Source organism: Streptomyces katrae, from assembly GCF_002028425.1.
Lineage (GTDB): Bacteria > Actinomycetota > Actinomycetes > Streptomycetales > Streptomycetaceae > Streptomyces > Streptomyces katrae_A.
This window is the reverse complement of sequence record NZ_CP020042.1, coordinates 4689913-4715741: the sequence shown is the minus strand read 5'-3', so window position 1 is coordinate 4715741 and position 25829 is coordinate 4689913. Positions and strand designations below refer to the sequence as shown.

Genomic DNA, 25829 nt, shown 5'->3' with positions numbered 1-25829 from the left:
GCGTGCCGCCTCTCTGAACTACGGTGCAATGCCAGCGAATTGTGCACCACTGGGGCAGTGCTCCGGATTGCGCACGATGTCAGAGCAGGTGATTAACGGTTCATGATGTTGACGCCACGGGTCCGGCGCCGTCCGCGACCGTCTGCCAGAGCGGCTGGTAGCTCGCCCAGGCGGCCAGGTCTCCCCCGAACCGCTCCCGCGTGGCGACCGCCCCGTGGTGGTCGATGAGCACCGGCTTCCCGGCGGCCCGCGCGATCAGCTGCACCTGCGCCGCCCGCTCCGCCGCGACGAACCACCACACGGCCGCGTCCACCGACCCGCCGACCGTCAGCAGCCCCCGGTTGCGCAGGATCAGCGCCTTGTACGGGCCCAGCGCCCGCGCGACCCGCGCCGGGTCCTCCGCGCCCAGGTACTCGTCGAGGAGCGCGTGGTCCTCGTAGAAGGCGCAGGCCTCCTGGCTGACGGGAGCCAGCAGCTCGCCCAGGCAGGCCAGCGCCCTGCCGTAGGGGCCCTGGGTGCGGACCACGGCGACCACCTCCGGGCGCGCCCGGTGCACGGCCGCGTGCACGGCGAAGGCCAGCTGGTTCACCCGCCGCCCGCCCCGCACCACCCGCCCGTCTCCGTCGACCAGCAGCAGGTCCTCGGGGCCGAGCCCGGCGAAGGCCCGGCCGAAGGGGTTGACCCAGTGGCAGTCCTCGAACTCCGGGTCCCGGGCGCTGACGTGTCCCGCGACCCCGTCCTCGTACCCGAGCCGCCCCAGCAGCCGCAGCGCCCCCGCGAGCCGCTCCTTGCGGTGGGTGCGCTCCTCGGCCGGGTCCGCGTGCACGGGCGGCATCTCGAACGCCAGCCGGTCCACCGGCACGGGCACGGGTACGGGCTGCTCCGGCATGGCCCCTCCTTCCGCTCGCGGCGCAAGGTACCGGCCGGGCCCGCAACTGACCAGAGCAACGGCGAAGCCGCCGCTCCCGGGGGAACGGCGGCTTCGCGTCAGGCACGGCGACCGCGGTGGCGGTCGTGGGGGCCTACTCCCACTCGATGGTGCCCGGGGGCTTGCTCGTGCAGTCCAGGACCACGCGGTTGACGTCCTTGACCTCGTTGGTGATGCGGGTCGAGATCCGGGCCAGCACCTCGTACGGCATGCGGGTCCAGTCCGCCGTCATGGCGTCCTCGGACGAGACCGGGCGCAGCACGATCGGGTGGCCGTAGGTGCGGCCGTCACCCTGGACGCCCACGCTGCGGACGTCGGCGAGCAGGACGACCGGGCACTGCCAGATCTCCCGGTCCAGGCCGGCGGCGGTCAGCTCGTGGCGGGCGATGGCGTCGGCCTCGCGCAGCAGGTCCAGGCGCTCCTTGGTGACCTCGCCGACGATGCGGATGCCGAGGCCGGGGCCGGGGAAGGGCTGGCGCTGGACGATCTCCTCGGGCAGGCCGAGCTCCTGGCCGACCATCCGGACCTCGTCCTTGAACAGCTGGCGCAGCGGCTCGACGAGCTCGAACTCGATGTCGTCGGGGAGGCCGCCCACGTTGTGGTGGGACTTGATGTTGGCCGTGCCGGTGCCGCCGCCGGACTCCACGACGTCCGGGTACAGGGTGCCCTGGACGAGGAAGGCCACCGCCGGGCCGTCCTCCTGGAGGATCTCCAGCTGGGCCTGCTCGAAGACGCGGATGAACTCGCGGCCGATGATCTTGCGCTTGGTCTCCGGGTCGGAGACGCCGGCCAGCGCGTTCAGGAAGCGCTCCTGGGCGTCGACGACCTTCAGCTGGACGCCGGTGGCCGCGACGAAGTCCTTCTCGACCTGCTCGGTCTCGCCCTTGCGCATCAGGCCGTGGTCGACGTACACGCAGGTGAGCTGGGAACCGATGGCCTTCTGGACGAGGGCCGCGGCGACCGCGGAGTCCACGCCGCCGGACAGGCCGCAGATGGCGCGCTTGTCGCCGACCTGCGCCTTGATCGCGGCGATCTGCTCCTCGACGATGTTGCCGGTGGTCCAGGTGGGCTTGAGGCCCGCACCCCGGTAGAGGAAGTGCTCCAGGACCTGCTGGCCGTGCGTGGAGTGCATCACCTCGGGGTGGTACTGCACGCCGTACAGCTTCTTCTCGTCGTTCTCGAAGGCCGCGACCGGGACGACGTTCGTCGAGGCGGTGACGGTGAAGCCCTCGGGGGCGGCGGAGCAGGCGTCGCCGTGGGACATCCACACCGACTGGTGCTCGGGGGTGCCCTCGAAGAGGGTGGAGCCGGCCTTGGAGACCGACAGCGGGGTGCGGCCGTACTCGCGGGCGCCGGTGTTGTCGACGGTGCCGCCGAGGGTCGTCGCCATCAGCTGGAAGCCGTAGCACATGCCGAAGACGGGCACGCCGGACTCGAACAGGGCAAGGGCGTCGTCCAGGCGCGGGGCGCCCTCCTCGTAGACGGAGGACGGACCGCCGGAGAGGATGATCGCCTTCGGGTCTTTGGCGAGCATCTCGGCCACGGGCATCGTGCTGGGCACGATCTCGCTGTAGACGCGGGCCTCGCGGACGCGGCGGGCGATGAGCTGGGCGTACTGCGCGCCGAAGTCGACGACGAGGACCGTGTCCGGGGCGCTGTCGTGGGCGGCGGAGGGTGCTTCTGGCACGGGACGGCCTTCCGGCGGAAGAGGGGGCTGTTTTGTCGATTCTACCGGTGGCGCCGGCCGCCGGTTTGTCGCACCATCCGAGGCCCACGTCACGGCCGGGGCGTCTCAGCATCCGGGCCCGCTTGGCGCCGGGGCGCGGGGTGTGGCAATAATCCACACCATGCGCAAGCAGCTGAGCTTCCTCTTTACCTATGGCACCGGCCGGTCCGGTCGCCATGGGTCCTCGTGATGCTCGCTTGAGCCGCTGACTTCCCAGAGCGCCCCGGTCCGACAGGACCGGGGCGCTCCGCGTTCCCCCTCCTGCGGGCCACGACCACAGGAGAAACCCATGAGCACCCTCACCACCGCCGCCACCCCCGAGCAGCTGATCGCCGACTGCCGGGAGCGCATCGACGCCCTCGACGACCGGATCATCGGGCTGATCCAGGAGCGGATGGCCGTCTCGGCCGTCATCCAGGAGGCCCGGATCGGCGCGGGCGGGCGCCGGGTGCACCTCTCGCGGGAGATGGAGGTCCTGTCGCACTTCAGCGACGCCCTCGGCAAGCCCGGGACCGCGCTCGCGATGACCCTGCTGGAGCTGTGCCGGGGCCGCGTCTGACCGCGCGGCCGGGTGTTCGTCACCCGTCCGGACCGTGTCCCGCCCCGGGCGGCTTCGTTGAGGGGATGTCCGCGGGAGCGGTGAGACGTGACGCCTGAGGTGGCACGTCGTGGGACCCCTCTCCCCGCGTGGCCGGACGGCAGGGGACAGCAGCCCGGTCACCGCAAGAAGAACGGCCGGTCCGGGGGACGCCCCGGGCCGGCCGTTCGTTCGTCTCGGACGGTCCTACGCGTGCCCGCCCTTGCGGCGGCGGGCCGAGAGGAACAGCGCGCCGCCGACGGCCAGCAGCGCGGCCGCGCCGAGGCCGAGCAGGCCGGCCTGGCTGCCGGTGGAGGCCAGCGGACCGCCGCCGCCCGTGCCGCCGTTCGCGGTGGCGCCGGCGCTCGCCGAGGGGCTCGGGGAGGCCGAGGTGCTCGCGGAGGTGCTGGGCGAGGGGCTGCCCGACGGGCTCGGGCTGGGCCCGGTGGACGTCGGGTTCGCCGTGAAGGCGGCGAGGTTGTTGGCCAGGACGGGGTCGAAGGAGTGCCGCTGCGGCTCGCCCTTCGGGCCGGGCGCGCCGACGCGGAGGGCGCCCTTGGCGTCCTTGACCGCCTTCTCGATCTTCAGCTCGAACGGGAACTCGACGTTCTCGCTCTCCAGCACGGAGGGCGCGGTGGCGCACCGGTAGACGGCCTCGCCGACCGCGCGGCAGGCGGCGGGGACCGTGACGGCCTTCAGGCCCTCCGGGAGCTCGACGTCGACGACGGCCGCGGGGGCGCCGCCCTGGCCGGCGACCCAGGCCGGGCCGTTGTTGCGGACGGCCACGACGGCCTTGGCGGTGGTGCCGGCGGCGCCCTTGACGATCAGGGGCTCGGCCTCGAAGTCCGCGGTGTTCTGGACGGTGAGGACCGCCTCGCGCTTGTTGTCGGCCGGGTTGAGGTCCGGGCCGTGCTCGGCGAGCGCGGCCTGCGCCGCCTTGCGGGCGACCAGCTTGCGCGAGGCCTTGCCCGCCGCGTCGCCGGCCTTGGGCTTGTCGGCGCCGTTCTGCTGGGTGGTGCCGTTCTGCTGCGCGGCGGAGTCCGCCTGGGGCTTCTGCGGGACGGGCGCCGGGTAGATGCCGTAGCCGAACCGCTCGCCCAGGGCGTTCGCGCCGGCCTTGAGGTGCAGCGGGCTGTCCCCGGCCAGTTCGTAGGAGGCCTTGGCCTCGAAGTCGCCCTCGATGGTGCAGACGACGTCGGTCGCGGTGCGGGTGGTGCGGTAGGTGCAGTTGTCGTACCGCTCCGGGAGCTCCAGGCCGTGGCTGGCCTCCAGCTCCAGCACGACGCCCTTGGCCGGCTCGTTGCCGTTGTTGCTGAAGGTCAGCGGCAGGTCCTGGCTCTCGCCCGGCTTCAGCTCCTTCTTGAGCCTCATCTCCCCCATGACCAGGTCGGGTGCGCCGACCTTGATGCCGGTGGGCAGGGCGGGGGTGACGGTGGCACCGGCAGCCGTGCCGCTCACGCTGACCACGCCGACACCGGTGCTCTTCCCGGGGACGACCTCCAGGTCCACGCCGGCCGGGACGCCGGGGTGCAGGCCCTGCTGCTTGCAGACGAGCGTGGCGCCGGCGGTGACGCACTTCTTGACGGCCGCGCGCGGGCTCTCCTGGACGGTCGCCACCCCGCCCAGCTTGGAGAGGTCGACGGTCAGGGTGAACTCCCCGTCGAAGGCGGCGGTCCCGGCCGGGGCCTCCAGCCGGTAGTTCAGGGCCGTCGGCGTCGGGGAGCCGGTCGCGGGGGCGGGCGGGAGGACGAGGCCGGGCGGCCCGGTCAGGCGGAAGACGGGTTCCGCGGCGTTCGCGGCGGTGGCGGGGAGGGTGACGAGTCCCGCGGCCACCAGGCCGCACGCGGCCAGCAGGGAGATGCGCTGTCTCATGCCCGGTGTGACCCCCGGACGTACGCCTCGGTTGCACCGCCGACCATGTGACCGACACCACAGCTTCACCCAAAGCATTCCGGTACAACCTTTTCCGGCGACCGCCTGTCCACTCCTGTACTGCGGCGGGTACCGCGCTCGGAGGGGGAGCGCGGTACCCGCCGCGGTCGTTCGCGGAACTCAGGCCTTCGCTTCCGGTTGTCTCGGGGGAATCTCCGGGACGGCGAGGAAGGGCAGCCGCAGCGCGCCGAAGGCCCCCTCGGGGACGGCCGGACGGACCGGTTCCACCGCCGCGAGACGTCGGTACGCCTCCCCCTGCGCGGGGCGCGGGTCCGCCTCCCCGTTGTTCGGCCAGTACGACATCGCCCGCTCGGCCTGGGCCGTGATGGTCAGCGACGGATTGACCCCGAGGTTGGCGGAGACCGCCGCTCCGTCGACCACCGAGATGCCCGGGTGCCCGTACAGCCGGTGGTACGGGTCGACCACGCCCTCCTCGGGGGTGGCGCCGATCGGGCAGCCGCCGAGGAAGTGCGCGGTCAGCGGGGTGCCCATCAGCTCGCCGACGTTGCTGCCGGGGAAGCCGTTGATCTCCTCGGCCAGCAGGGTCGCGGCCTCGGTGGCCTCGGCGATCTGCACCGGGTTGGGGGCGCCGTGGCCCTGGCGGGCCGTCAGCAGGCCCTTGCCGAGGCCTCCCGGTTTGCGGTAGGTCGTCAGGGAGTTGTCCAGCGACTGCATGACCAGGCCGATGATGGTCCGCTCCGACCAGCGCCGGTTCGACAGGGACCGCGCCAGCTGCACGGGGTGGCGGGCGGTGCGGGCGAACCAGGCCCGCACCCGGTGCGCGCTGAGGGGTACCTGGAGGACCGTCAGGAACCCCATGGCGTTGGAGCCCTTGCCGTAGCGGACGGGCTCGATGTGGGTGTCGGCGTTGGGGTGCACGGACGAGGTGATGGCCACGCCCCGGGTGAAGTCCGCCCGGCCCGCGGCGGGGTGGCGCCTGCGGTAGCGGCGGTCGTCGGTCTGGGCGCCGACCAGACCCTCGGAGTTGGTGCGGGTGAGGTCGCCGAGCCGGCCGGAGATGCGGGGCAGTTCGCCGCGGTCCTTCATGGTGTGCAGCAGCGTCTGGGTGCCGTACGTGCCCGCGGCGACGACCACGTAGCGGGCGCGCAGCACCTTGGCGCGGCCCGAGCGGCGGTGGTCGGTGGGGACCGTGCGGACGCGGTAGCCGCCGTCGGGGTGCTCGGCGAGGGCGGTGACGGTGGTCATGGGGTGGATGACGGCGCCGGCCCGTTCGGCCAGGTGCAGGTAGTTCTCGTTCAGGGTGTTCTTCGCGCCGTGCCGGCAACCGGTCATGCACTCGCCGCATTCGGTGCAGGCCTTGCGGGCGGGCCCGGCGCCGCCGAAGTAGGGGTCGGGGACCTCCTGGCCCGGGCGGACCTTCCGCTGTCCCCCGGCGTCCCCGCCGTCGCCGAAGAAGACGCCGACGGGGGCCATGTGGAAGGTGTCGCCGGCGCCCATCTTCTCGGCGGCCGCCTTGAGGTGGACGTCGGAGGGGGTCATCGTCGGGTTGAGCCGTACGCCGAGCATCCGCTTGGCCTGCTCGTAGTACGGGGCGAGTTCGGCGTGCCAGTCGGTGATGGAGGCCCACTGGCGGTCCTCGAAGAAGGCGGCGGGCGGCACGTAGAGGGTGTTGGCGTAGTTGAGGGAGCCGCCGCCCACTCCGGCGCCCGCGAGCACCATCACGTTGCCGAGCAGGTGGATGCGCTGGATCCCGTACAGCCCGAGGGCGGGTGCCCACAGGTAGTTGCGCAGGTCCCAGCTGTTGCGGGGCAGGCTCTCGCGGGTGAAGCGGCGTCCTGCCTCCAGGACGCCGACCCGGTAGCCCTTCTCGGTGAGCCGCAGTGCCGAGACCGACCCTCCGAAGCCCGATCCGATGACGATGACGTCGTAGTCGTAGTCGTCTGTCTGGTCGTACGACACTGCGCGGTGCCTCCCGGCGGTCGGTCGTGCCTGGTGCCCTGGGGTGCTGCTGCGGGGGGGTGGTGGGGTCTAGCGGAAGCGGAGTGCCTTGAGGACCTTGAGGCTGCGGGTCATGAACTCGGCGTACTTCGCGTCGTCCATGCCCAGCGAGGGCGCCATCGGCAGCAGCCGCTGGTGGGCCACGGTCTGGGCCTCGGTGTACTTGAGGATGCCCTCGGAGCCGTGCCGGCGGCCGAGCCCGGAGTCCTTCATGCCGCCCATGGGGGCCTGGGCGCTGCCGTAGGCGGGGGCGTATCCGTCGTTGATGTTGACGGTGCCGGTGCGCAGGCGGGCGGCGACCGCGTGGCCGCGGCGGGCGTCCTTGGTCCAGACGCTGGAGTTGAGGCCGTAGGCGGTGGCGTTGGCCTGGGCGATGACCTCGTCCTCGTCGGTGAACCGGTAGACGGAGACGACCGGGCCGAAGGTCTCCTCGGCGCAGACCGCCATGGGGGCCTCGACCCCGTCGAGGATGGTGGGCTCGTAGAAGAGGGGGCCGATGTCGGGGCGGGCCACGCCGCCGGCGACGAGGGTGGCGCCCTTGGCGACGGCCTCGTCCACGTGCCGCCGTACGTTCTCCAGCTGGCGTTCGCCGACGAGGGAGCCCATGTCGGCGCCGTAGGCGAGGGAGTTGCCGAGCCGCATGGCCTTGGTGCGGGCGGCGAAGCGCTCCAGGAAGGCGTCGGCTATGGAGGCGTGCACGTAGAGCCGCTCGATGGAGATGCACAGCTGTCCGGCGGAGGAGAAGCAGGCGCGGACGGCTCCGGCGGCGGCCTTCTCCACGTCGGCGTCGTGCAGGACGAGCATGGGGTTCTTGCCGCCGAGTTCGAGGGAGACCCCGACGAGGCGGGCGGCGGCGCCCTGGGCGACCTCGCGGCCGGTGCGGGTGGAGCCGGTGAAGGAGACGTAGTCGGCGTGCCGGACCACCTCGGGGCCGACGACGGGGCCCTCGCCGAGGACGACCTGGAAGACCCCCGCGGGCAGCCCGGCCTCGATGAGCAGGTCGCGGGCCCACAGGGCGGTCAGGGCGGTCTCGGTGTCGGGCTTCATGACGACGGCGTTGCCGGAGACGAAGGCGGGCAGGGCGTCGCCGACGGAGAGTTCGAGCGGGTAGTTCCAGGGGGCGATCTGGCCGACGACCCCGCGCGGCTGGCGCAGCTCGGTGACCTTGGTGAGGGTGGGCATCGCGCCGGTGTGGCCCTTGGGGCGCAGGTAGGCGGGGGCCTTGCGGCCGTAGTGGCGGGCGGCGACCGCGACGGCCTGGACCTCTTCGTGGGCGTGCAGGCGGGCCTTGCCGGTCTCCAGCTGGATGAGGTCGAGGACCTCGGACTGGCGGGCGAGGACCAGGTCGTGGAAGCGGAGCAGGACGGCGGCGCGCTGCCGTACGGGGACGGCGGCCCAGGCGGGCTGGGCGGCGCGGGCCTTGGCGAAGGCCTCGGCCACGTCTTCGGGGGTGGCCTCGGGGAGGTCCGCCAGCTTGGCCCCGGTGAAGGGGGTGTGGTTGGCGGTGCTGCCGGAGCCGGTGACCCCGCGGGTGAGCCGGGTGATCAGGGCGGGGGTCACCACGTCGGCGGCGGTACGGGCGCCCGCCGGGGCCGGGGCGACCGGGTTGGTGGGCCGGGGTGCGGAGCGGAGGGGGGCGGCAGCAGCCTTCGAGTCCGTCATGGCGGTGAGCGTATGCCGCCCCGGGGGCTTTGGGTACCCGTGGGTAACCGGATTTTGCCAAGTCTGCCAGTAATCGCTGGCACGATGGCCGGGGCCGGGCGGAACGGTCCGCCCCCGCTCACTTCTTCTTCGGCGCCGGCTCCCAGCCGCTCAGGACCACGTCGAACTGGGTCCGGGTGGTCTCCCAGTCGGCCGCCGGACCCGACATGTACACCCCGTACTCGGTGCCGTCCGGGGCGATGTACATCTGGTCGATCGCCCGCCGGGGCCCGGCGAGGGCCCCCTTCTCCGTCCAGCTGAAGTCCCACAGGGCGGCGCGGGTGCTGTCGTGGAAGGTGTTCTGGTTCAGCGCCTGCCGCTTGTAGTCCGCCCGCTCCTTGAGCTGCTTCTCCATGTCGAGCAGGTGCATGTACGGGTTCGGGTAGTCGGGCGTCGGGTCCATCGCGATCCGGATGAAGTGCTTGCCCTCGTCCGGGGTGTAGTCGATCTGGTTGCCGTTCAGCCGCCGCTTCCAGCCCTTCGGCACGAACAGCGTGAAGCCCTCCGGGTCGGTGACCTCGGTGTAGCCGGCCGGCGGGGCGTCGGCCTCGTCCTGCCCGTCGGGGGCCGAGGCGTTCTTGTCCGAGCCGGGGCCGTCGTCCCCGCCGGTCAGCTTCAGCAGGCCGAAGACCCCGCCGCCGCCGAGGAGCGCCGCGACCACGGCGACCGCCGCGACCTTCTTGACCCGGCCGGGCGGCCGCCCGGCGACCGCCGTCGCCGGCTCGGGCAGAGTGGCGGTCGGGGCGGGCGCGGGGCCGGGGTGGGGGTACTGGGGCTGGTGCGGCTGCTGGTGCTGGTGCGGCTGCGGGGCGGCGTCCGCGCGGGCGGGGGCCCGCTCCTCGGCGCTCACCACGCGGGTGGGCACGTACGCCTGCGCGGCCCTGGGCTCCCGGCCTTCCATGGCCTCGATCAGCATCCGCTCGGCCTCGCCCGCCGAGGGGCGCTCGGCCGGGTCCTTGCGCAGCAGCGCGGTGATGACCGGGCCGAGGGGACCGGACTGGCGCGGGACCGGCGGCTCGTCGTTGACCACGGCCTGGAGGCTGGAGATCGGCGAGGTCCGGCGGAAGGGCGAGCGGGCCTCGACGGCCGTGTACAAGGTCGCGCCCAGGGACCACAGGTCCGAGGACGGGTCGGGGGCGCCGCCCGTCACCCGCTCCGGGGCCAGGTAGTCGATGGAACCCACGAGTTCACCCGTCCGGGTGATGGAGGAGTCCCCCTCGATCGCCGCGATCCCGAAGTCGGTGAGCAGCACCCGGCCGTCCTTGGCCAGCAGCACGTTGCCCGGCTTCACGTCCCGGTGCATCACGCCGACGGCGTGCGCGGCGCGCAGCGCGCCCAGGACGTGCAGGCCGATCCGCGCCGCCTCACGGGGCTCGATCCGCCCGGCCGCCTTGGCGGCCTCCGCGAGGGAAGGGCCGTCGATGTACTCCATGACGATCCACGGCCGGTCGTCGTGCTCCAGGACGTCGTGCACCGTGACGACCGCGGGATGCTGGATCCGCGCCGCCGCGCGGGCCTCCTTCTGCGTCCGGGCGTACAGGACCTCCCGGTCGGCCTGGGCCACGTACAGGGCCGCCGTCAGCTCCTTGACGGCGACCGTCCTGTGCAGCAGCTGGTCATGGGCGCGCCACACCTTGCCCATGCCCCCGCTGCCGATGGGTTCCACGAGCCGGTAACGGCCCGCGAGCACCGCGCCCGCGCCTGTCTGCTGTTCCACGAATTCCCGCCGCTCTGTGCACTCCGGGCCAGATTACGGAGCCTGCGGGCGGTGCCGGAACCGGGCGGGGCCCGTGAGACAGCACTGTGACGCAATCGCCGTACTGATCGGCCGTCAGCCTCCGGCCTGGTAACTGGCCGTGGCCTTGTCGAAGACGTCCGTGACCCTGTCCTGGTTGTCCTCCGGACCCGTGACCAGGACCACGTGGTAGCTGCCGCCGAGCGCGACCACGAAGTTGCGGGCGAACAGGGAGCGGCCCGCCGCGTCGATCCAGGTGTAGCGGCCGGTCACGCGCAACTGCTGGCCCACCTTGGTGGACTTCACGTCCCCGCCGGAGGCCCAGGTGGAGTTGCGGTACGGGGCCAGCTCCGCCTCCTTGTCCTTCTGGTAGCCGAGCGGGTCCGGGGAGCCGCCCTCCACCCGGTCGCGGCCCGGGACCACGATGAGGGTGAACTGGCCCTGGGTGTAGCGCACCTGGCCCGCCTCGTTGATGGACTGGCGCTCCCAGCCGTTGGGAACGGCGATCGTGAAGTGCGCCGGGTCCTGCTGGAGGGTGTAGCCCTCGGGGGCCTGCTGCGCGGGCGGCTGCGCGGGCGGCTGCGCGCCGGAGGACGGGGCGGCCGGGGACGGCGACTGCTGCGGGGGCTTCTGCGTCCCGGGCGGCGCCGGGGAGGGGGGCGCCGGGCTCTGGACGGCCGTGGGCTGCTGGGCCCGGCCGGCGTCCTGGTCGCCGGCGCCCGGCAGGAACAGCATCGCGTACGCCACCCCGCCCACGAGCAGCGCCAGGACGGCGACCAGCAGGGTCCGGCCGAGGGAGCGGGGCTTGCGGGGGGCGTCGGGGTTGCGGTGGCGGCCGTGCAGGTCCCCGCGGCGGCGCACCTCGGGCAGGCGGGCGGGGTCGGGCTCGGGCAGCGGGAACACGAAGTCGCCGTCGGGCTCCGGGGCGGAGCGGACCAGCGAGCGCAGCCAGCCGCGCAGTTCCTCGAAGTCGGGGCGCTCGGTGGGGTCCTGGCGCAGCAGGGACTCCACGACGGGACGCAGCGGGCCGCACTCCTCGGCGAAGGCGGGGGGCTCGGCGCAGACCATGTCCACGAGCTCCGCGACGCTCTCTTCGGGGTACGGGGCGTGTCCCTGGACGGCCCGGTACAGCAGGGCACCGAGGGCCCAGAGGTCGGTGGCGGGGCCGACGGGGGCGGCCAGCTGCCAGGGGCCGCCGTGGACGGCGCCGGCCTGTTCGGGGGCCCAGCGCTCGGTGACGGCCCCGACGACGGCCATCCGCGTCTGCCGCGCCCGCTCGGCGTCCAGCCCACTCCGAGGACCGCCACCCCCTGCCCGCCCCCCCAGCCCCCACCCCGCCCCCCGGCCCCGGGGGCCGGGGGGACGGGGGCGGCGGCTTCGGCAGCACGGCTGCCCGGGACGACGGGCAGAGCCTCGGTGGTGTCGGACGGGTTTCCCTCCCGGGCCCCGCCCGCGGGCTGCGGCCGGCCCTCGCCCGGGCGGGCGGCGGGCGCCGGGGGGTCGGCCTGGCGGTAGCCCTGCGGGAGCGCGAGAGCCGCCGGGAGCGTGGGGCGGGGCGGCGCGGGGGGCGGCTCCGGCCACTGCGGCCCGGGGCCCGGGGGCTGGTCCGGCTGCGGGTGAGGACCCAGCTCCCCCTGCGGATGCGGCTCCGCCTGCCGGTAGGGGGCCTGCTCCGGCTGGGGATGAGCCTCCGGCTGCCGGTAGGAACTGTGCTCCGGCTGCGGATGCGCCTCCAGCTGCGGGTAAGAACCCTGCTCCGGGCGCGGGTGCGGCTCCGGCTGCGGGGGCTGGTCGTGGTCGGGGGGCTGTTGGCGTTCGGGGTCCGCCGGGCGGCGGGGGGCGGCTCCGTGCCAGGGGGCGTCCGGGCCGCCGTACGGGTACGCGTACTCCTGCGGCAGGTTGGCCCCGGTCGGCGGCAGCTGCGGGACGACCACCGGGCCCCGTACCCCGCGCTCCTGCGCCACCTTCTCGGCGGCCGCGCGCGAGCCGGCCCGGTAGGCGGCGACCGTCCCGGCGCGGGCCGCGGCCACGGCCTCGTCACGGCTCCCCGCGGGCCGGGCGGGGGGTGCGGGCGGGGCCGGGGGCTCGGGCTCGCGCTCGGGCTCGCGGTCCGGGAGGATGTGGTCGGAGTAGCGCGGCCCCGTGTCGTACCCAGGCGCAACCAGCGGGGCGTACACGGGCTGCCGGGGCGCGGCGGGGGCGTCCGTGCCCTCGTCGCCGAGCTCCCCCGGGGGCACCGGGTCGTAGCCGCACAGGGCGTCCTCGGCGGCGCCGGCGGCGAGCCCGGTGAGGACGACGCGGCCGTCCTCGCATATCAGCACGGTCCGGACCGTGATGTTGCGGTGCGTCCACCCGTGCGCGTGCAGCACGCGCAGCGCGGTCAGCACGTCCGAGGCCACCTCCGCCGCCCGGTACGGGTTCATCGGCTCGTCGGCGATCAGCGCGGCCAGCGGCCTGGCGGGGACGAGTTCGCTCACTATCCACAGCGAGCCGTCCTCGGCGAACACGTCGAAGACCTGGTCCAGGCGGGGATGGTCCGGTACGGAGGCGGCGGCCTGGGCCGCGGCTATCGCCCGCCGAACGGCGGGGAGTTCCCCGGCGGCGGACGGCGCCGCACGGGTGCCGTCGAGCAGTTCGGCGTCCACGACCTCCGGCAACGGCACGTGCCGGACGAGGACTTCCTGCCCGCTGCGGGTGTCGAAGGCGCGGGTCTCCAGCAGTTCGTACTCGTCGGACGGAGGCAACGGCAGACGGTAGCGGTCGGCCAGGATCCGGCCGGCGTAGTCCTCCACTTCGCCTCCCCCGAGTGCGGTGGGTTCCCCTTGGCCCCCGCTGACACGATACGTGGCCCGGGCCGCCCGCGTCCCGGGCTTGCGAGGGCCGTCAGCCCAACTGCTGGAAGGTGTCGAAGGCGGTGTTGCGGATCTGCGTGCACTCGGGGCCGTCCCACTGGTCGGCCGGACAGCTGATCATGATGGCGTAGCCGTTGTTGGCGTCCGCCCTGAAGCCACGGTCGAGCACGCGGGTCCTCATGCCCTGGTCCTCGCGCTCGAACTCCAGGTCCGCGACGGTCGGGTAGTTGCGGTACGAGACGGTTTCGAGGCGGATCTGCCGGTAGTTCCTGCTGCTGCCGGCCACGCCCGGGACCATCTCGGCCCAGGCGGCCCGGGCGTCACTGCCCGGGCTGTCGGTGTGGTCGACCTGAATACGGGGGAAGCCGCCGGAGCGGCTGTATATCGCGCCCGAGCTCTTGCCGGCCGTGCCGGTCTGGTGGAAGCCCTCGGGCATCGCCATGGCGAACCGGAAGCGCGGGTCCGTCACCGTGGTGAACCCGGCGGGCAGGCCCGCCCCGCCCCCGGGGCCGCCCGGGCTGGCGCCCTGGCCCTGGCTGCCCTGCCCCTGGCTCTGGGCGGGGTCGGTGCCGGGGTTCGCGCCGGACGCGGCCGGGCTCGGGCTGCCGCCCTGGCTCTGGACCGGGGTCGGGCTCGGCGAGGAAGCCTGGGACGCGGCCGGGGAGTTGCCCGGGGACTGGCCGGCGGACGCGACCGGGCTCGGGCTGCCGCCCTGGCCCTCGTCCTTGCGGCCGTCCTTGTCGTCCTGACCGCTGACCGCGTACGCGATGAGCGAGCCGATGACCGCCAGGACCACGAGCACGCCGGCTATCGCGAGGGCGATGGTGCGGCGCGGCATCACGTCGGTGAGGGAGGCCGGGACCACCGTCGAGGGGCGCTTCGGGGCCTCGGCGGCGGAGGCGGCCGCGGCCTGGGCCGCCGCCGCCTTACGGGTGGCCTTCAGCGCGGCGCGGGCACGGTCGCGCTGCTCGCGCTCGCGCCGCTCCCGCTCCTTCTTCGCCGCCTTCTCGGCGGCCTTCTCGGCCTCCGCCTCGGCCTTGGTGAGGGAGATCGGGCGGGTCTCCTCCACCGGGACGGGCTCGGGGGCCGGGAGCGGCTCGGGCGCGTTGATCACGGCGGTGAGCATCGACCGGGCGCGGTCCTCGTCCAGCCGCATCGCCGGGTCCTTGACCAGCAGGCCGTAGATGACCTCGGTCAGGGCCGGACCGGCGTTCTTGGGCGGGTCCACCGCCTCGGTCATCACCGCGGTGAGGGTGGCGAGCGCCGAGCCCTTGTCGTACGGGGGCACGCCCTCCACGGCGGCGTAGAGCAACCCGCCGAGGGACCACATGTCGGCGGGCGGGCCGGGCTTGTAGCCGCGGGCGCGCTCGGGGGAGATGTAAGAGGGGGCGCCGACGAGCATGCCGGTGGAGGTGATGGAGGGGTCTCCCTCGACCTGGGCGATGCCGAAGTCGGTGAGGACGACGCGGCCGCTGGCGGCGATGAGCACGTTGGACGGTTTCACGTCGCGGTGCAGGATGCCCTGGCGGTGCGCGGCGCGCAGGACGTCGAGCACGGCGAGGCCGACCTCGGCGGCGCGGCGCGGGGACAGCGGGCCGTTCTCCCGGACGAACTCGGCGAGGGAGGGACCCTCGATGAGCTCCATGACGATCCAGGGCCGGGCGTCTTCGTCGACGACGTCGTAGACGGTGACGGCGCCCTCGTTGCGGATGCGCGCGATGGCCTTGGCCTCGCGGAGGGTACGGGTGATGAGGCGGCGCTTCTCGTCCTCGTCGACGCCGCCGCCGAAGCGGAGTTCCTTGACGGCGACGGTCCGGCCGAGCACCTCGTCCTCGGCCCGCCACACCGTTCCCATGCCGCCCCTGCCGAGCACGGCCCCGAGCCGGTACCGCCCCGCGAGCAGCCTGCCCTTGCGCTCCCCGCCCGCCGCGTCGGCGTCCTGCGGGCCCTCCTCGTCCGCGGGCTCCACGTCCTCGGGGGCGCCCACCCCGGCCGTGCCGCCCTTCCCGCCCGCGGACGCCGGCTTCGCCCCGGCGTCCTGCGGCGCGGCCTCCGCCACGGCGGGCCGGGCCTCCTCGGGCGTCGGTGCCGTGCCGTCCCCCGTCGCGGGGGCCGTGGCCCGGTTTCCGGACGCGGGCTTGGCGCCGCGCTGCCCGCCGCCGGGCGCCGGCTTCCCGGCGGGCTCCTCGGCACCCCGGGCTGCCGCAGCGCCGGAAACGCTCCCGGAGGCGGGCTCCGCACCCTCGGACCCGGCCCCCGAAGCCGCCGTGTCCGCGAGCGCCTTGTCCGCGGGCGCCTTGTCCGCGGGCGCCTTGTCCGCGGGCGCCTTGTCCGCGGGCGCCTTGTCCGCGGGCGCCGGCTTCGCGTCCTGCTCCGCGGCGCCGGACGGGGACTTCGCGGCGTCGGACGGGGGCTTCGTGGCGGCGGGCTGCTCGTCCGGCGGGGTGTCAGAAGCCTTCTCCGCAGCGGGCTCGGCGGCCTCTGGCTGCTTCGGCCGGCCCGTCTCGGACCTCGGACGGGGCACGGACGCGGCGGCGGGCTCCGCCGAGGGACCGTCGGCCTCCGCCCGTGCGGCGTCGGCCTGCGCAACGTCAGATCCGGTCTGGGCGGCCAGCTTCACCGCACCACCGCCCCCGGAGGCACCGTCACCCTCACGCTTCGCCCCAGGCGCCTCGGCAGGCGACTCGGTGTGCTCCGGCTTCGACATGCGTCCCCTCTGCGATCGTGCAGCCTGCCCCGGCTGCCCCCGGCAGCCACCGGGGGCAAGGTAACCCACCCCGGCAGAAACCTCATTGTTGCTCACTCCGCATCGGACGGGAGCCCCGGGGCCAGCGGTTCCCCCGTCCGGATCGCGGAGTTACAACGGCACGATGTCGGGCGCCCCCAGCCGGGCCGCGTCGGCCGTCTGGTCGTCCGGCTGGCGCTGCGATTCGCGCTCCGCCTGAACTCTCTTCTCGTAGTGCTCCACTTCGTTCTCGATCTGCCGCTTGTCCCAGCCCAGCACCGGAGCCACCAGTTCCGCGCATTCGCGCGCCGAGCGGGTCCCCCGGTCGAAGGTCTCGATCGAGATGCGGGTCCGCCGGGTCAGCACGTCGTCCAGGTGCCGGGCCCCCTCGTGCGAAGCGGCGTAGACGATCTCCGCCCGCAGGTAGTCCTCCGCCCCGGTCACCGGCTCCCCCAGCGCCGGGTCGGCCGCGATCAGCTCGAGCAGTTCCTCCGTCAGCGACCCGTACCGGTTCAGCAGGTGCTCCACCCGCACCGCATGCAGGCCCGTCCGCGCGGCGATGCGGGCCCGGCCGTTCCACAGGGCGCGGTAGCCCTCGGCCCCCACCAGGGGGACGTCCTCCGTGACGCACTGGGCGACCCGCTGGTCCAGCCCGTGCACCGCCTCGTCCACGGCGTCCTTGGCCATCACCCGGTACGTCGTGTACTTGCCGCCGGCCACCACCACCAGTCCCGGCACCGGGTGGGCCACGGTGTGCTCGCGCGAGAGCTTGCTCGTCGCGTCGGACTCCCCCGCCAGCAGCGGCCGCAGGCCGGCGTAGACGCCCTGGACGTCGTCCCGGGTCAGCGGCACCGCCAGCACCGAGTTCACGTGCTCCAGCAGGTAGTCGATGTCGGCGCTCGACGCCGCCGGGTGCGCCTTGTCCAGGTCCCAGTCCGTGTCCGTGGTGCCCACGATCCAGTGCCGCCCCCAGGGGATCACGAACAGCACCGACTTCTCGGTCCGCAGGATCAGTCCGGTGTTGGAGTGGATCCGGTCCTTCGGGACCACGAGGTGGATGCCCTTGGACGCCCGCACATGGAACTGTCCGCGCTCTCCGATCAGCGCCTGGGTGTCGTCCGTCCACACCCCGGTCGCGTTCACCACCTGCTTGGCGCGGATCTCGTATTCGCCGCCGCTCTCCACGTCGCGCACGCGGGCCCCGACCACCCGTTCGCCCTCGCGCAGGAAGCCGACGACCTTCGCCCCGTTGGCGCAGTGCGCCCCGTACGCAGCGGCCGTCCGGACCAGCGTGGTCACGTAGCGGGCGTCGTCCATCTGGGCGTCGTAGTACTGCAGGGCCCCCACCAGGGCGTCCTTGCGCAGCGCCGGGGCGATCCGCAGCGCCCGCTTGCGCGACAGGTGCCGGTGCGTGGGCAGGCCGCGCCCGTGCCCGCTGGAGACCGACATCGCGTCGTACAGGGCGACGCCCGAGCCCGCGTAGAACCGCTCCCACACCTTGTGCTGGAGCGGGTACAGGAACGGCACCGGCTTCACCAGGTGCGGGGCGAGCCGCTCCAGCAGCAGCCCGCGCTCCTTGAGGGCCTCGCGGACCAGGGCGAAGTCGAGCATCTCCAGATAGCGCAGGCCCCCGTGGATGAGCTTGCTGGACCGGCTCGACGTCCCCGACGCCCAGTCGCGCGCCTCCACCAGCCCGGTCGACAGGCCCCTGGTCACCGCGTCGAGCGCGGTGCCGGCGCCGACCACCCCCGCGCCGACGACCAGCACGTCCAGTTCCCGCTCGGCCATCCCGGCGAGGGCTTCCGCGCGCTGCGCGGGCCCCAGTGTCGCTGTCCTCACGGCTGCCTCCCGTTGGTGCGGGCGAACCCGCTCGATGCGGGTGATCCCGCTCACATCTCCCGTTTTCCGATTCTGACCGGCCGCACCGACATCAGCCACCGGCTGTGGACAACACAGGGATGGCCACACCCCCAGAATGCGACATATCTGTCATATATACGCCTAGTCTGACATTGCGCCAGCTCCATTCGTCCACAGGACTTGCGCGCACCGCCCCCTCATGCATGCCAGGGAAGGGAAGGGACGGCCCCCCATGCCCGCAGATCTCGCCGTCATCGGACTCGGCCACCTCGGCCTCCCCCTCGCCCAGGCGGCCGTCGCCGCCGGGATCGAGACCGTCGGCTACGACAGCGGCCCCGCCACGGACAGCCCCCTCACCGCCGCCGAGATCCGCCGTATGTCGGCGGCCGGCTTCCGCGTCACCACCAACCCCGCCGAACTCGGCCGGGTCCGCACGGCCGTCATCTGCGCCCCCACCCAGCTCGGCGCCGACCGCGCGCTCGACCTCGGCGCCGTCGGCGCGGCCGGCCGCACCCTCGCCGCCCGGCTGCGCCCGCACACCACCGTGATCCTGGAGTCCGCCGCCCACCCCGGGGTCACCGAGGACTACCTGCGGCCCATCCTCGAAGAGGGCTCCGGCCTGCGCGCCGGACGCGACTTCCACCTGGCCTACTCCCCCAGCCGCCTCGACCCCGGCAACCGCACCCACACCATCGCCAACACCCCCAAGGTCATCGGCGGCCTCACCCCCGCCTGCACCGAGTCCGCGCACGCCTTCTACGCCCGCCTCACCGAGAAGGTCGTCCGGGCCCGCGGCCTGCGCGAGGCCGAGACCGTGCAGCTCCTGGAGACCAACTACCGGCACGTCAACATCGCCCTCATGAACGAGATGGCGGTCCTCTGCCACGACCTCGGCGTCGACCTGTGGGACGTGATCCGCTGCGCCGAGACCAAGCCGTACGGGTTCCAGGCCTTCCGGCCCGGCCCCGGCGTCGGCGGCCACGGCGTCCCGCTCGACCCGAACTACCTCCCCCACACCGCCCGCACCCCCGGCCACCCCCTGCGCATGGTCGGCCTCGCGCAGGAGATCAACGACCGGATGCCGCAATACGTCATCCAGCGCTGCGCCACCCTGCTGAACGAGCACGGCAAATCCGCCCGCGGCGCCCGCGTCCTCCTGCTGGGCGTCACCTACAAGCCCGACCTCGCCGACCAGGAGGGCTCACCCGCCGGCGAGATCGCCAGCCGCCTGCTCGACCTGGGCGCCCTGATCAGCTACCACGACCCGTACATCGCGGGCTGGCGGGTCCGCGACCAGCCCGTCCCGCGTGCCGACTCCCTGTACGAGGCCGCCGCGAACGCCGACCTGACGATCCTGCTCCAGCACCACCGCACGTACGACCTGCAGGGCCTGGCGGTGAAGGCCCAGCTCCTCCTCGACACCCGCGGCGCCAGCCCGGCGGGCGCGGCCCACCGCCTCTGACCACCCCCACCGCAGGTCACGGCCCGGTCCCGGTCCGATCACATCCCGCCGCGCACCCGATCATCCGACCGAAATCCCTCCGTCGAATGCCGTAGTCCCCTGCTAGCCTGCGGCGTCACTTATCTCGCACTTATGCCCACCGGGCACACGTGCGCCCGAATCCCTGGGGGGGATTTCCCGCATGAGCCAGAACTTCCAGCCGCCCGCGCCCTCGTCCTACACCCCGGCCCCCGCCCAGGCGCCGGCCCGCGGCGGCAACGTGGCCCTGGGTGTCCTCGCCGCCGTCGTGGCCGGCCTCGCGGCCGCCGGTGTCTACGGCGCGATCGTCAAGGCCACCCACCACGAGATCAGCTACGCGGCGGTCGGCGTCGGCGCCCTGGTCGGCTTCGCCGCCGGCAAGCTCGGCGGCCGCAACGCCGTCCTGCCGGTCGTCGCCACCCTGGTCTCCGTGGCCGCCGTGCTCGCCGGCCAGCTGTTCGGCATCGCCCTCGACGGCGCCGACCAGCTCTCCGAGAGCGTCGTGGACGTCCTGACGAACCGGACCTCCGACGTGATCGACAGCTGGAAGGAAGGCGTGAACCCGCTGACGTTCCTGTTCCTCGCCATCGGCGGCTACGCCGCCTTCCAGGTCGGCCGCAAGACCGCCGCGTGACGACCGCAACGCGCTGAGCAGGAACTTTCCCCCGAACCGGCGCCCCGGACCCACTGTCGGAATCCGCGGCGCCGGTCATATGATCCGCGGCGTGTCTGCTCTCACGCCGCCGCTCGGCCGGCCGCTCACCGAACCCACCGAGTACATCCGGGACCTGGCCGTCCTGCGCTCGGCAGTCCAGTTCCGCGACGCGAAGTCCGTCGCCGCCGCTTTCGAAGCCCTGCCCGACGAGGACGCCCGCGCCAGCGCCTCCTGGACCGTGGCGGAGACCCCCGGCTGCGGGGACTTCCTCCGCGAGACCGCGGCCGGCCACCCTGGCCACCCGCTCTTCCGCACGCTCTACGCCAACCACCTGATCCAGGCCGGCTGGGAGATCCGCAGCGGCGCGCGCGCCGAGCACGTGAGCCGCCAGCAGTTCGACTCCTTCCACGCGCACCTGCGGCACGCCGAGGTCCTGCTCATCGACGTCTGCGCCGAGTACCCGGCGTACGCCCTCGCCTGGTACCTGCGCATCACCACCGCGCGCGGGCTCGAACTGGGCCAGGGCGAGGCCCGGCGCCGCTACGAGCGGCTCGCCGAATACCACCCCCACCACTACTCGGGCCAGTCCCAGCTGCTCCAGCAGCTCTGCCCGAAGTGGGGCGGCAGCTGGGAGGCGGCCGAGGGCTTCGCCCGTGCCTGCGCCGAAGCCGCGCCCGAGGGCGGCCCGCAGGGAGCACTGGTCGCCGTCGCCCAGATGGAGCGGTACCTGGAGATCCAGCGGGACCAGAACACCCGCGCCGCCGAAACGTATCTGCGCGAGCCCATCCAGCACACCGCGCTGCTGCATGCCGCCGCCCGCTCCGTCCTGCACCCGGCCGCCCGTACCGACTCCTTCACCTACGTCGGCGCCCACAGCGCCTTCGCCACCGCCCACAGCGCCGCGGGCCGCCACGCCGACGCCGCCCCGCACTTCCGCGCCCTCGGCGACCGCACCACCGAGTTCCCCTGGGGCTACCTCGGCGCGGACCACTCGGCCGTGTTCGCCCGTCACCGCAAGACCGCCCTGGCCCAGGGCTGAGGAAGACCACCATGACCACGGAAACCCCGTCCGGCCACACCACCGAAGACGGCATCACCCACACCACCGTCAACGGCATCCGGACCGTCCTCGCGCCCGGCTCCGGCCCCGTGACCGCGGGCCTGCTCTTCCGCGTCGGCCGCGCCGACGAGACCCTCGCCACCAGCGGTGTCACCCACCTGGTCGAGCACCTCGCCCTGCACCACCACGGCCTGAGCGACCTGCACTACAACGGCGCGACCGCCTCCACCTACACCCACTTCCACGTCACCGGCACCCCCGCCGACGTGGCCGAGTACCTCAACGGCGTCTGCGCCGCCCTGCGCAACCTGCCCCTGCACCGGCTGGCGACCGAGAAGGAGATCCTGCGCACCGAGGCCGCCCACCGCTCCCAGGGCCCCGCCCACGACATGCCCCTGTGGCGCTACGGCTCCCGGGGCTACGGCCTGACCAGCTACGGCGAGTCCGGACTGCACCGGCTCACGCCCGCCGACGTCCACGACTGGGCCGCCACCTGGTTCACCGCCGAGAACGCCGTCCTGTGGATCACCAGCGACACCCTCCCCGAGGGGCTCGACCTCACCCTCCCCACCGGCCAGTGGCGGCCCGCCCCGCAGCCCACCTCCGCCCTGCCCACCACGCCCGCCTACTTCCGGGGCCCCGACGGCGTCGCCGTACTGACCTCCGTCATCCCCCGCTCGACGGCGGGCAGCCTGTTCGCCGAACTGCTCGGCAGGGAGCTCTTCCGCGAACTGCGCCAGAAGGGCGGCTACTCCTACACCGCGGCCGCCGACTACAGCCCGCGGGACACCGACTGGGCGACCCTCACCGCGTACGCCGACGCCCTGCCCGAGAAGCAGGACGCGATGATCGGCGCCTTCGTCGACGTCCTCGCCAAACTCCGCGCCGGCCGCATCGAGCAGGCCGACCTGGCGGCCGTGCGCACCTCCGTGCTCAGCCAGTTCGACCATCCGGAGCCGGCCATGGCCAAGCTCCCCTCCGAGGCGATGAACCTGCTGCTGCGCCACCCCTCCCTCAGCTACGCCGAGTCCCGCGCCGAGATCGAGGCGGTCACCGTCGCCGACCTCCAGCGGATCGCGCGCGAGGTGTGGGCGAGCGCCCTCATGCAGGTCCCGGGCCGGGGCGTGGACTGGGCCGGGCTCACCGAGGCCCCCACCGGGTCGGAGGACTTCGTCACCGGACGGCGCTACTCCGCGGTGGAGGACCGCGACACCACCCTGCTCGTGGCACACGACGGGCTCAGCGTGGTCCGCCCGAACTGCCGGCTGACCGTCCGGTACGCCGAGTGCTCCCTGATGCAGGTCTACCCGGACGGCGGCCGCCACCTCGTGGGCCACGACGGTTTCAGCATCACGGTCGAGCCGACCCTGTTCGGGATCACGGCGGCCGAACTGGCTCCCGTGGACGCCGGCGTCCCGCCCGCCGTGGTGGTGCGCATGCCGCCCCGCGACCCGTCCCGCATCCCGCAGCCCCGCCCGGCAGCGGCGGCCGCACCGAAGGGGCCGCAGCCCCGCGAGGCCTGGCTCACCGCGGTGCTGTGGCTGCTCGGCATCCCCGCGCTGCTGTCCGGCGCCTTCGCGGCCATCGCCGCCCTCGCCATGGTCTCCGAGCCGGATGCCCAGGGCTCCGACGAGTGGGAGGGCCTGGTCATCATCTGGATCCTCGCGGCGGTGTTCCTGATCCCGTGGGCCGTCCTGCTGCGCCGCCGTCAACGCGGGCTCGGCTGAAACACGCCGGAGGGCCGGCACCCCGCTCGGGGTGCCGGCCCTCCGGCGTGTGTACGGGCAGACGGGTCAGCGGCGGTGCTGGGAGTCCGCGACCGTGACCTCGACGCGCTGGAACTCCTTGAGCTCGCTGTAGCCGGTCGTGGCCATCGAGCGGCGCAGGGCGCCGAAGAGGTTCATCGAGCCGTCCGGGGTGTGCGACGGGCCGGTGAGGATCTCCTCGGTGGTGCCGACCGTGCCCAGGTTGACCTTCTTGCCGCGCGGCACGTCCTCGTGGACGGCCTCCATGCCCCAGTGGTTGCCCCGGCCGGGCGCGTCCGTGGCACGGGCCAGCGGGGAGCCCATCATCACGGCGTCGGCGCCGCAGGCCACGGCCTTGGGGATGTCACCCGACCAGCCCACCCCGCCGTCGGCGATGACGTGCACGTACCGGCCGCCGGACTCGTCCATGTAGTCGCGGCGGGCCGCGGCCACGTCCGCGACGGCCGTGGCCATCGGGACCTGGATGCCGAGGACGTTGCGCGTGGTGTGCGCGGCGCCGCCGCCGAAGCCGACGAGGACGCCCGCCGCGCCGGTGCGCATCAGGTGCAGGGCCGCCGTGTAGGTGGCGCAGCCGCCGACGATGACCGGGACGTCGAGCTCGTAGATGAACTGCTTGAGGTTCAGCGGCTCGGCCGCGCCCGAGACGTGCTCCGCCGACACGGTGGTGCCGCGGATGACGAAGATGTCGACGCCCGCGTCCACGACGGCCTTGGAGAACTCGGCGGTGCGCTGCGGGGAGAGCGCGGCGGCGGTGACGACACCTGAGTCGCGCACCTCCTTGATCCGCTGCCGGATCAGGTCGGCCTGGATCGGCGCGGCGTAGATCTCCTGGAGGCGCCGGGTGGCGGCGTCCTCGTCCAGCTCCGCGATCTCGTCGAGCAGCGGCTGCGGGTCCTCGTAGCGGGTCCACAGGCCCTCGAGGTTCAGCACGCCGAGGCCGCCGAGCTCGCCGATGCGGATGGCGGTCTGCGGGGAGACCACGGAGTCCATGGGGGCGGCCAGGAAGGGGAGCTCGAAGCGGTACGCGTCGATCTGCCAGGCGATCGAGACCTCCTTCGGGTCCCGCGTACGCCGGCTGGGGACGATGGCGATGTCGTCGAAGGCGTACGCCCGGCGGCCGCGCTTGCCGCGCCCGATCTCGATCTCAGTCACGTGTGGTGGCCTTTCCTCTGGGTCTGCCCGTCCAGTATCCCCGAACCCCGGGGACCCGCGTTCCGGTGACCGCTGTACGGACGCACGCGCGCGGCGTGCGGGGCGTGCGCGGACGCGCCGGAGGGGCGGGCCCGGGCGGGCCCGCCCCTCCGGGCGGTCATCGTGTTCAGCCCTGGCGGCTGTAGTTCGGCGCTTCCACCGTCATCTGGATGTCGTGCGGGTGGCTCTCCTTGAGGCCCGCCGAGGTGATCCGGACGAACCGGCCGCGGTCCTGGAGCTCCGGCACCGTGCGGCCGCCGACGTAGAACATCGACTGGCGCAGGCCGCCGACGAGCTGGTGGACCACCGCGGACAGCGGGCCGCGGTAGGGCACCTGGCCCTCGATGCCCTCGGGGATCAGCTTGTCGTCGCCGCCGACCCCCTCCTGGAAGTAGCGGTCCTTGGAGAAGGACTTGCGGTCGCCGCGGGACTGCATGGCGCCGAGCGAGCCCATGCCGCGGTACGACTTGAACTGCTTGCCGTTGATGAACAGCAGCTCGCCCGGGGACTCCTCGCAGCCCGCGAGCAGCGAGCCGAGCATCACCGTGTCGGCGCCCGCGACCAGGGCCTTGGCGATGTCGCCGGAGTACTGGAGGCCGCCGTCGCCGATGACGGGGACGCCCGCGGCCTTGGCGGCCAGCGAGGCCTCGTAGATCGCGGTGACCTGCGGGACGCCGATGCCGGCGACGACGCGGGTGGTGCAGATGGAGCCGGGGCCGACGCCGACCTTGATGCCGTCGACGCCCGAGTCGATCAGGGCCTGGGCGCCGTCGCGGGTGGCGACGTTGCCGCCGATGACGTCGACGGAGGAGTTCGACTTGATCTTGGCGACCATGTCGCCGACCAGGCGGGAGTGGCCGTGGGCGGTGTCGACGACGATGAAGTCGGCGCCCGCTTCGATCAGGGCCTGGGCGCGCTCGTAGGCGTCACCGGCGACGCCGACGGCGGCGCCGACCAGCAGGCGGCCGTCCTTGTCCTTGGCGGCGTTCGGGTACTTCTCCGCCTTGACGAAGTCCTTGACCGTGATGAGGCCCTTGAGGATGCCCGCCTCGTCGACCAGCGGAAGCTTCTCGATCTTGTGGCGGCGCAGCAGCTCCATGGCGTCCACGCCGGAGATGCCGACCTTGCCCGTGACCAGCGGCATCGGGGTCATGACCTCGCGCACCTGGCGGCTGCGGTCCGACTCGAAGGCCATGTCGCGGTTGGTGACGATGCCGAGCAGCTTGCCGGCGGAGTCGGTGACCGGGACGCCGGAGATGCGGAACTTCGCGCAGAGCTCGTCGGCCTCGCGCAGCGTCGCGTCCGGGTGGACCGTGATCGGGTCGGTGACCATGCCGGACTCGGAGCGCTTGACCAGGTCGACCTGGTTGGCCTGGTCGGCGATGGAGAGGTTGCGGTGCAGGACGCCGACGCCGCCCTGGCGGGCCATCGCGATGGCCATCCGGGACTCGGTGACCTTGTCCATGGCCGCGGAAAGCAGCGGAACGTTCACACGGACGTTGCGCGAGATGAGGGAGGAAGTGTCGATCTCGTCCGGAGCCATGTCCGACGCGCCCGGCAGCAGCAGCACGTCGTCGTAGGTCAGTCCGAGCGCGGCGAATTTGTCGGGCACTCCAGTCGAACCGCTGTCGGTCATGACACCTTCCCAAATGGTCTTGCTCAGCGCGGATGTCCATGCTAAC

Annotated in this window: 15 protein-coding genes and 1 pseudogene; 5 read left to right on the top strand and 11 right to left on the bottom strand. The window is 73.6% G+C overall.

Annotation, left to right across the window (positions count from 1 at the left end; genetic code table 11):
* Positions 1–100: 100 nt before the first annotated feature.
* Both B4U46_RS21640 and guaA read right to left on the bottom strand, forming a co-directional pair.
* Complete coding sequence (locus B4U46_RS21640) at positions 101–889, bottom strand: class II aldolase/adducin family protein (RefSeq protein ID WP_079429350.1); 789 nt, start codon at positions 887–889, stop codon at positions 101–103.
* Between the two features lie 133 nt (positions 890–1022).
* Positions 1023–2615, bottom strand: a complete 1593-nt coding sequence (guaA, locus tag B4U46_RS21635; protein WP_079429349.1) for a glutamine-hydrolyzing GMP synthase — start codon at positions 2613–2615, stop codon at positions 1023–1025.
* A 328-nt stretch (positions 2616–2943) separates the two neighbouring features.
* Here guaA and B4U46_RS21630 point away from each other — a divergent pair, with 328 nt between their 5' ends.
* Complete coding sequence (locus tag B4U46_RS21630) at positions 2944–3213, top strand: chorismate mutase (protein WP_079429348.1); 270 nt, start codon at positions 2944–2946, stop codon at positions 3211–3213.
* A 225-nt stretch (positions 3214–3438) separates the two neighbouring features.
* Here the strand turns inward: B4U46_RS21630 and B4U46_RS21625 are convergent, their stop codons facing one another.
* The 7 genes and pseudogenes from B4U46_RS21625 to B4U46_RS21595 form a co-directional block, all read right to left on the bottom strand.
* A complete protein-coding gene (locus tag B4U46_RS21625) occupies positions 3439–5103 on the bottom strand; it encodes a hypothetical protein (RefSeq protein WP_079429347.1) in 1665 nt (554 codons plus the stop codon).
* Positions 5104–5283: 180 nt separating this feature from the next.
* Positions 5284–7083: a GMC oxidoreductase gene (locus B4U46_RS21620; protein WP_079429346.1), complete on the bottom strand. Its 1800-nt coding sequence runs from the start codon at positions 7081–7083 to the stop codon at positions 5284–5286.
* Between the two features lie 69 nt (positions 7084–7152).
* The gene (locus tag B4U46_RS21615; RefSeq protein WP_079429345.1) at positions 7153–8784 is read right to left on the bottom strand and encodes a succinic semialdehyde dehydrogenase; all 1632 of its coding nucleotides are present in this window, start codon (positions 8782–8784) and stop codon (positions 7153–7155) included.
* A gap of 118 nt (positions 8785–8902) precedes the next feature.
* Positions 8903–10540, bottom strand: a complete 1638-nt coding sequence (locus B4U46_RS21610) for a serine/threonine-protein kinase (RefSeq protein WP_079429344.1) — start codon at positions 10538–10540, stop codon at positions 8903–8905.
* Between the two features lie 114 nt (positions 10541–10654).
* Positions 10655–13350: pseudogene (locus B4U46_RS40655) on the bottom strand (serine/threonine protein kinase).
* Between the two features lie 91 nt (positions 13351–13441).
* Positions 13442–16117: a serine/threonine protein kinase gene (locus tag B4U46_RS21600; RefSeq protein ID WP_107438299.1), complete on the bottom strand. Its 2676-nt coding sequence runs from the start codon at positions 16115–16117 to the stop codon at positions 13442–13444.
* A 150-nt stretch (positions 16118–16267) separates the two neighbouring features.
* The gene (locus B4U46_RS21595) at positions 16268–17974 is read right to left on the bottom strand and encodes a glycerol-3-phosphate dehydrogenase/oxidase (RefSeq protein ID WP_079429343.1); all 1707 of its coding nucleotides are present in this window, start codon (positions 17972–17974) and stop codon (positions 16268–16270) included.
* Positions 17975–18227: 253 nt separating this feature from the next.
* On the opposite strand from B4U46_RS21595, the gene B4U46_RS21590 reads away from it, so the two are divergent.
* The 4 genes from B4U46_RS21590 (at position 18228) to B4U46_RS21575 (ending at position 22917) form a co-directional block, all read left to right on the top strand.
* Entirely contained in the window at positions 18228–19457 is a 1230-nt protein-coding gene (locus tag B4U46_RS21590) for a nucleotide sugar dehydrogenase (protein ID WP_079429342.1), read from the top strand.
* A gap of 181 nt (positions 19458–19638) precedes the next feature.
* Positions 19639–20109 carry a hypothetical protein gene (locus B4U46_RS21585; protein ID WP_079429341.1) on the top strand — a complete coding sequence of 157 codons (471 nt, stop codon included), beginning with the start codon at positions 19639–19641 and terminating at the stop codon, positions 20107–20109.
* A 91-nt stretch (positions 20110–20200) separates the two neighbouring features.
* Entirely contained in the window at positions 20201–21169 is a 969-nt protein-coding gene (locus B4U46_RS21580) for a hypothetical protein (RefSeq protein ID WP_159402110.1), read from the top strand.
* Between the two features lie 11 nt (positions 21170–21180).
* Positions 21181–22917 carry a M16 family metallopeptidase gene (locus tag B4U46_RS21575; RefSeq protein WP_079429339.1) on the top strand — a complete coding sequence of 579 codons (1737 nt, stop codon included), beginning with the start codon at positions 21181–21183 and terminating at the stop codon, positions 22915–22917.
* Between the two features lie 66 nt (positions 22918–22983).
* Here B4U46_RS21575 and B4U46_RS21570 read toward each other — a convergent pair whose 3' ends face one another.
* Together B4U46_RS21570 and guaB are read right to left on the bottom strand one after the other, a co-directional pair.
* Positions 22984–24108, bottom strand: coding sequence for a GuaB3 family IMP dehydrogenase-related protein (locus B4U46_RS21570; RefSeq protein WP_079429338.1), 1125 nt, complete (start codon positions 24106–24108; stop codon positions 22984–22986).
* 166 nt (positions 24109–24274) lie between these two features.
* On the bottom strand, positions 24275–25783 hold the full coding sequence (gene guaB / locus B4U46_RS21565) for an IMP dehydrogenase (RefSeq protein WP_079429337.1): 1509 nt from the start codon (positions 25781–25783) through the stop codon (positions 24275–24277).
* Positions 25784–25829 lie beyond the last annotated feature (46 nt).

Bases quoted from the DNA above. Each gene is read 5' to 3' on its own strand.
- B4U46_RS21600 (WP_107438299.1), bottom strand. From the start codon at position 16,117: ATGTCGAAGCCGGAGCACACCGAGTCGCCTGCCGAGGCGCCTGGGGCG.
- B4U46_RS21585 (WP_079429341.1), top strand. From the start codon at position 19,639: ATGAGCCAGAACTTCCAGCCGCCCGCGCCCTCGTCCTACACCCCGGCC.
- B4U46_RS21625 (WP_079429347.1), bottom strand. From the start codon at position 5,103: ATGAGACAGCGCATCTCCCTGCTGGCCGCGTGCGGCCTGGTGGCCGCG.
- B4U46_RS21575 (WP_079429339.1), top strand. From the start codon at position 21,181: ATGACCACGGAAACCCCGTCCGGCCACACCACCGAAGACGGCATCACC.
- B4U46_RS21630 (WP_079429348.1), top strand. From the start codon at position 2,944: ATGAGCACCCTCACCACCGCCGCCACCCCCGAGCAGCTGATCGCCGAC.
- guaB (WP_079429337.1), bottom strand. From the start codon at position 25,783: ATGACCGACAGCGGTTCGACTGGAGTGCCCGACAAATTCGCCGCGCTC.
- B4U46_RS21640 (WP_079429350.1), bottom strand. From the start codon at position 889: ATGCCGGAGCAGCCCGTACCCGTGCCCGTGCCGGTGGACCGGCTGGCG.
- B4U46_RS21590 (WP_079429342.1), top strand. From the start codon at position 18,228: ATGCCCGCAGATCTCGCCGTCATCGGACTCGGCCACCTCGGCCTCCCC.
- B4U46_RS21615 (WP_079429345.1), bottom strand. From the start codon at position 8,784: ATGACGGACTCGAAGGCTGCTGCCGCCCCCCTCCGCTCCGCACCCCGG.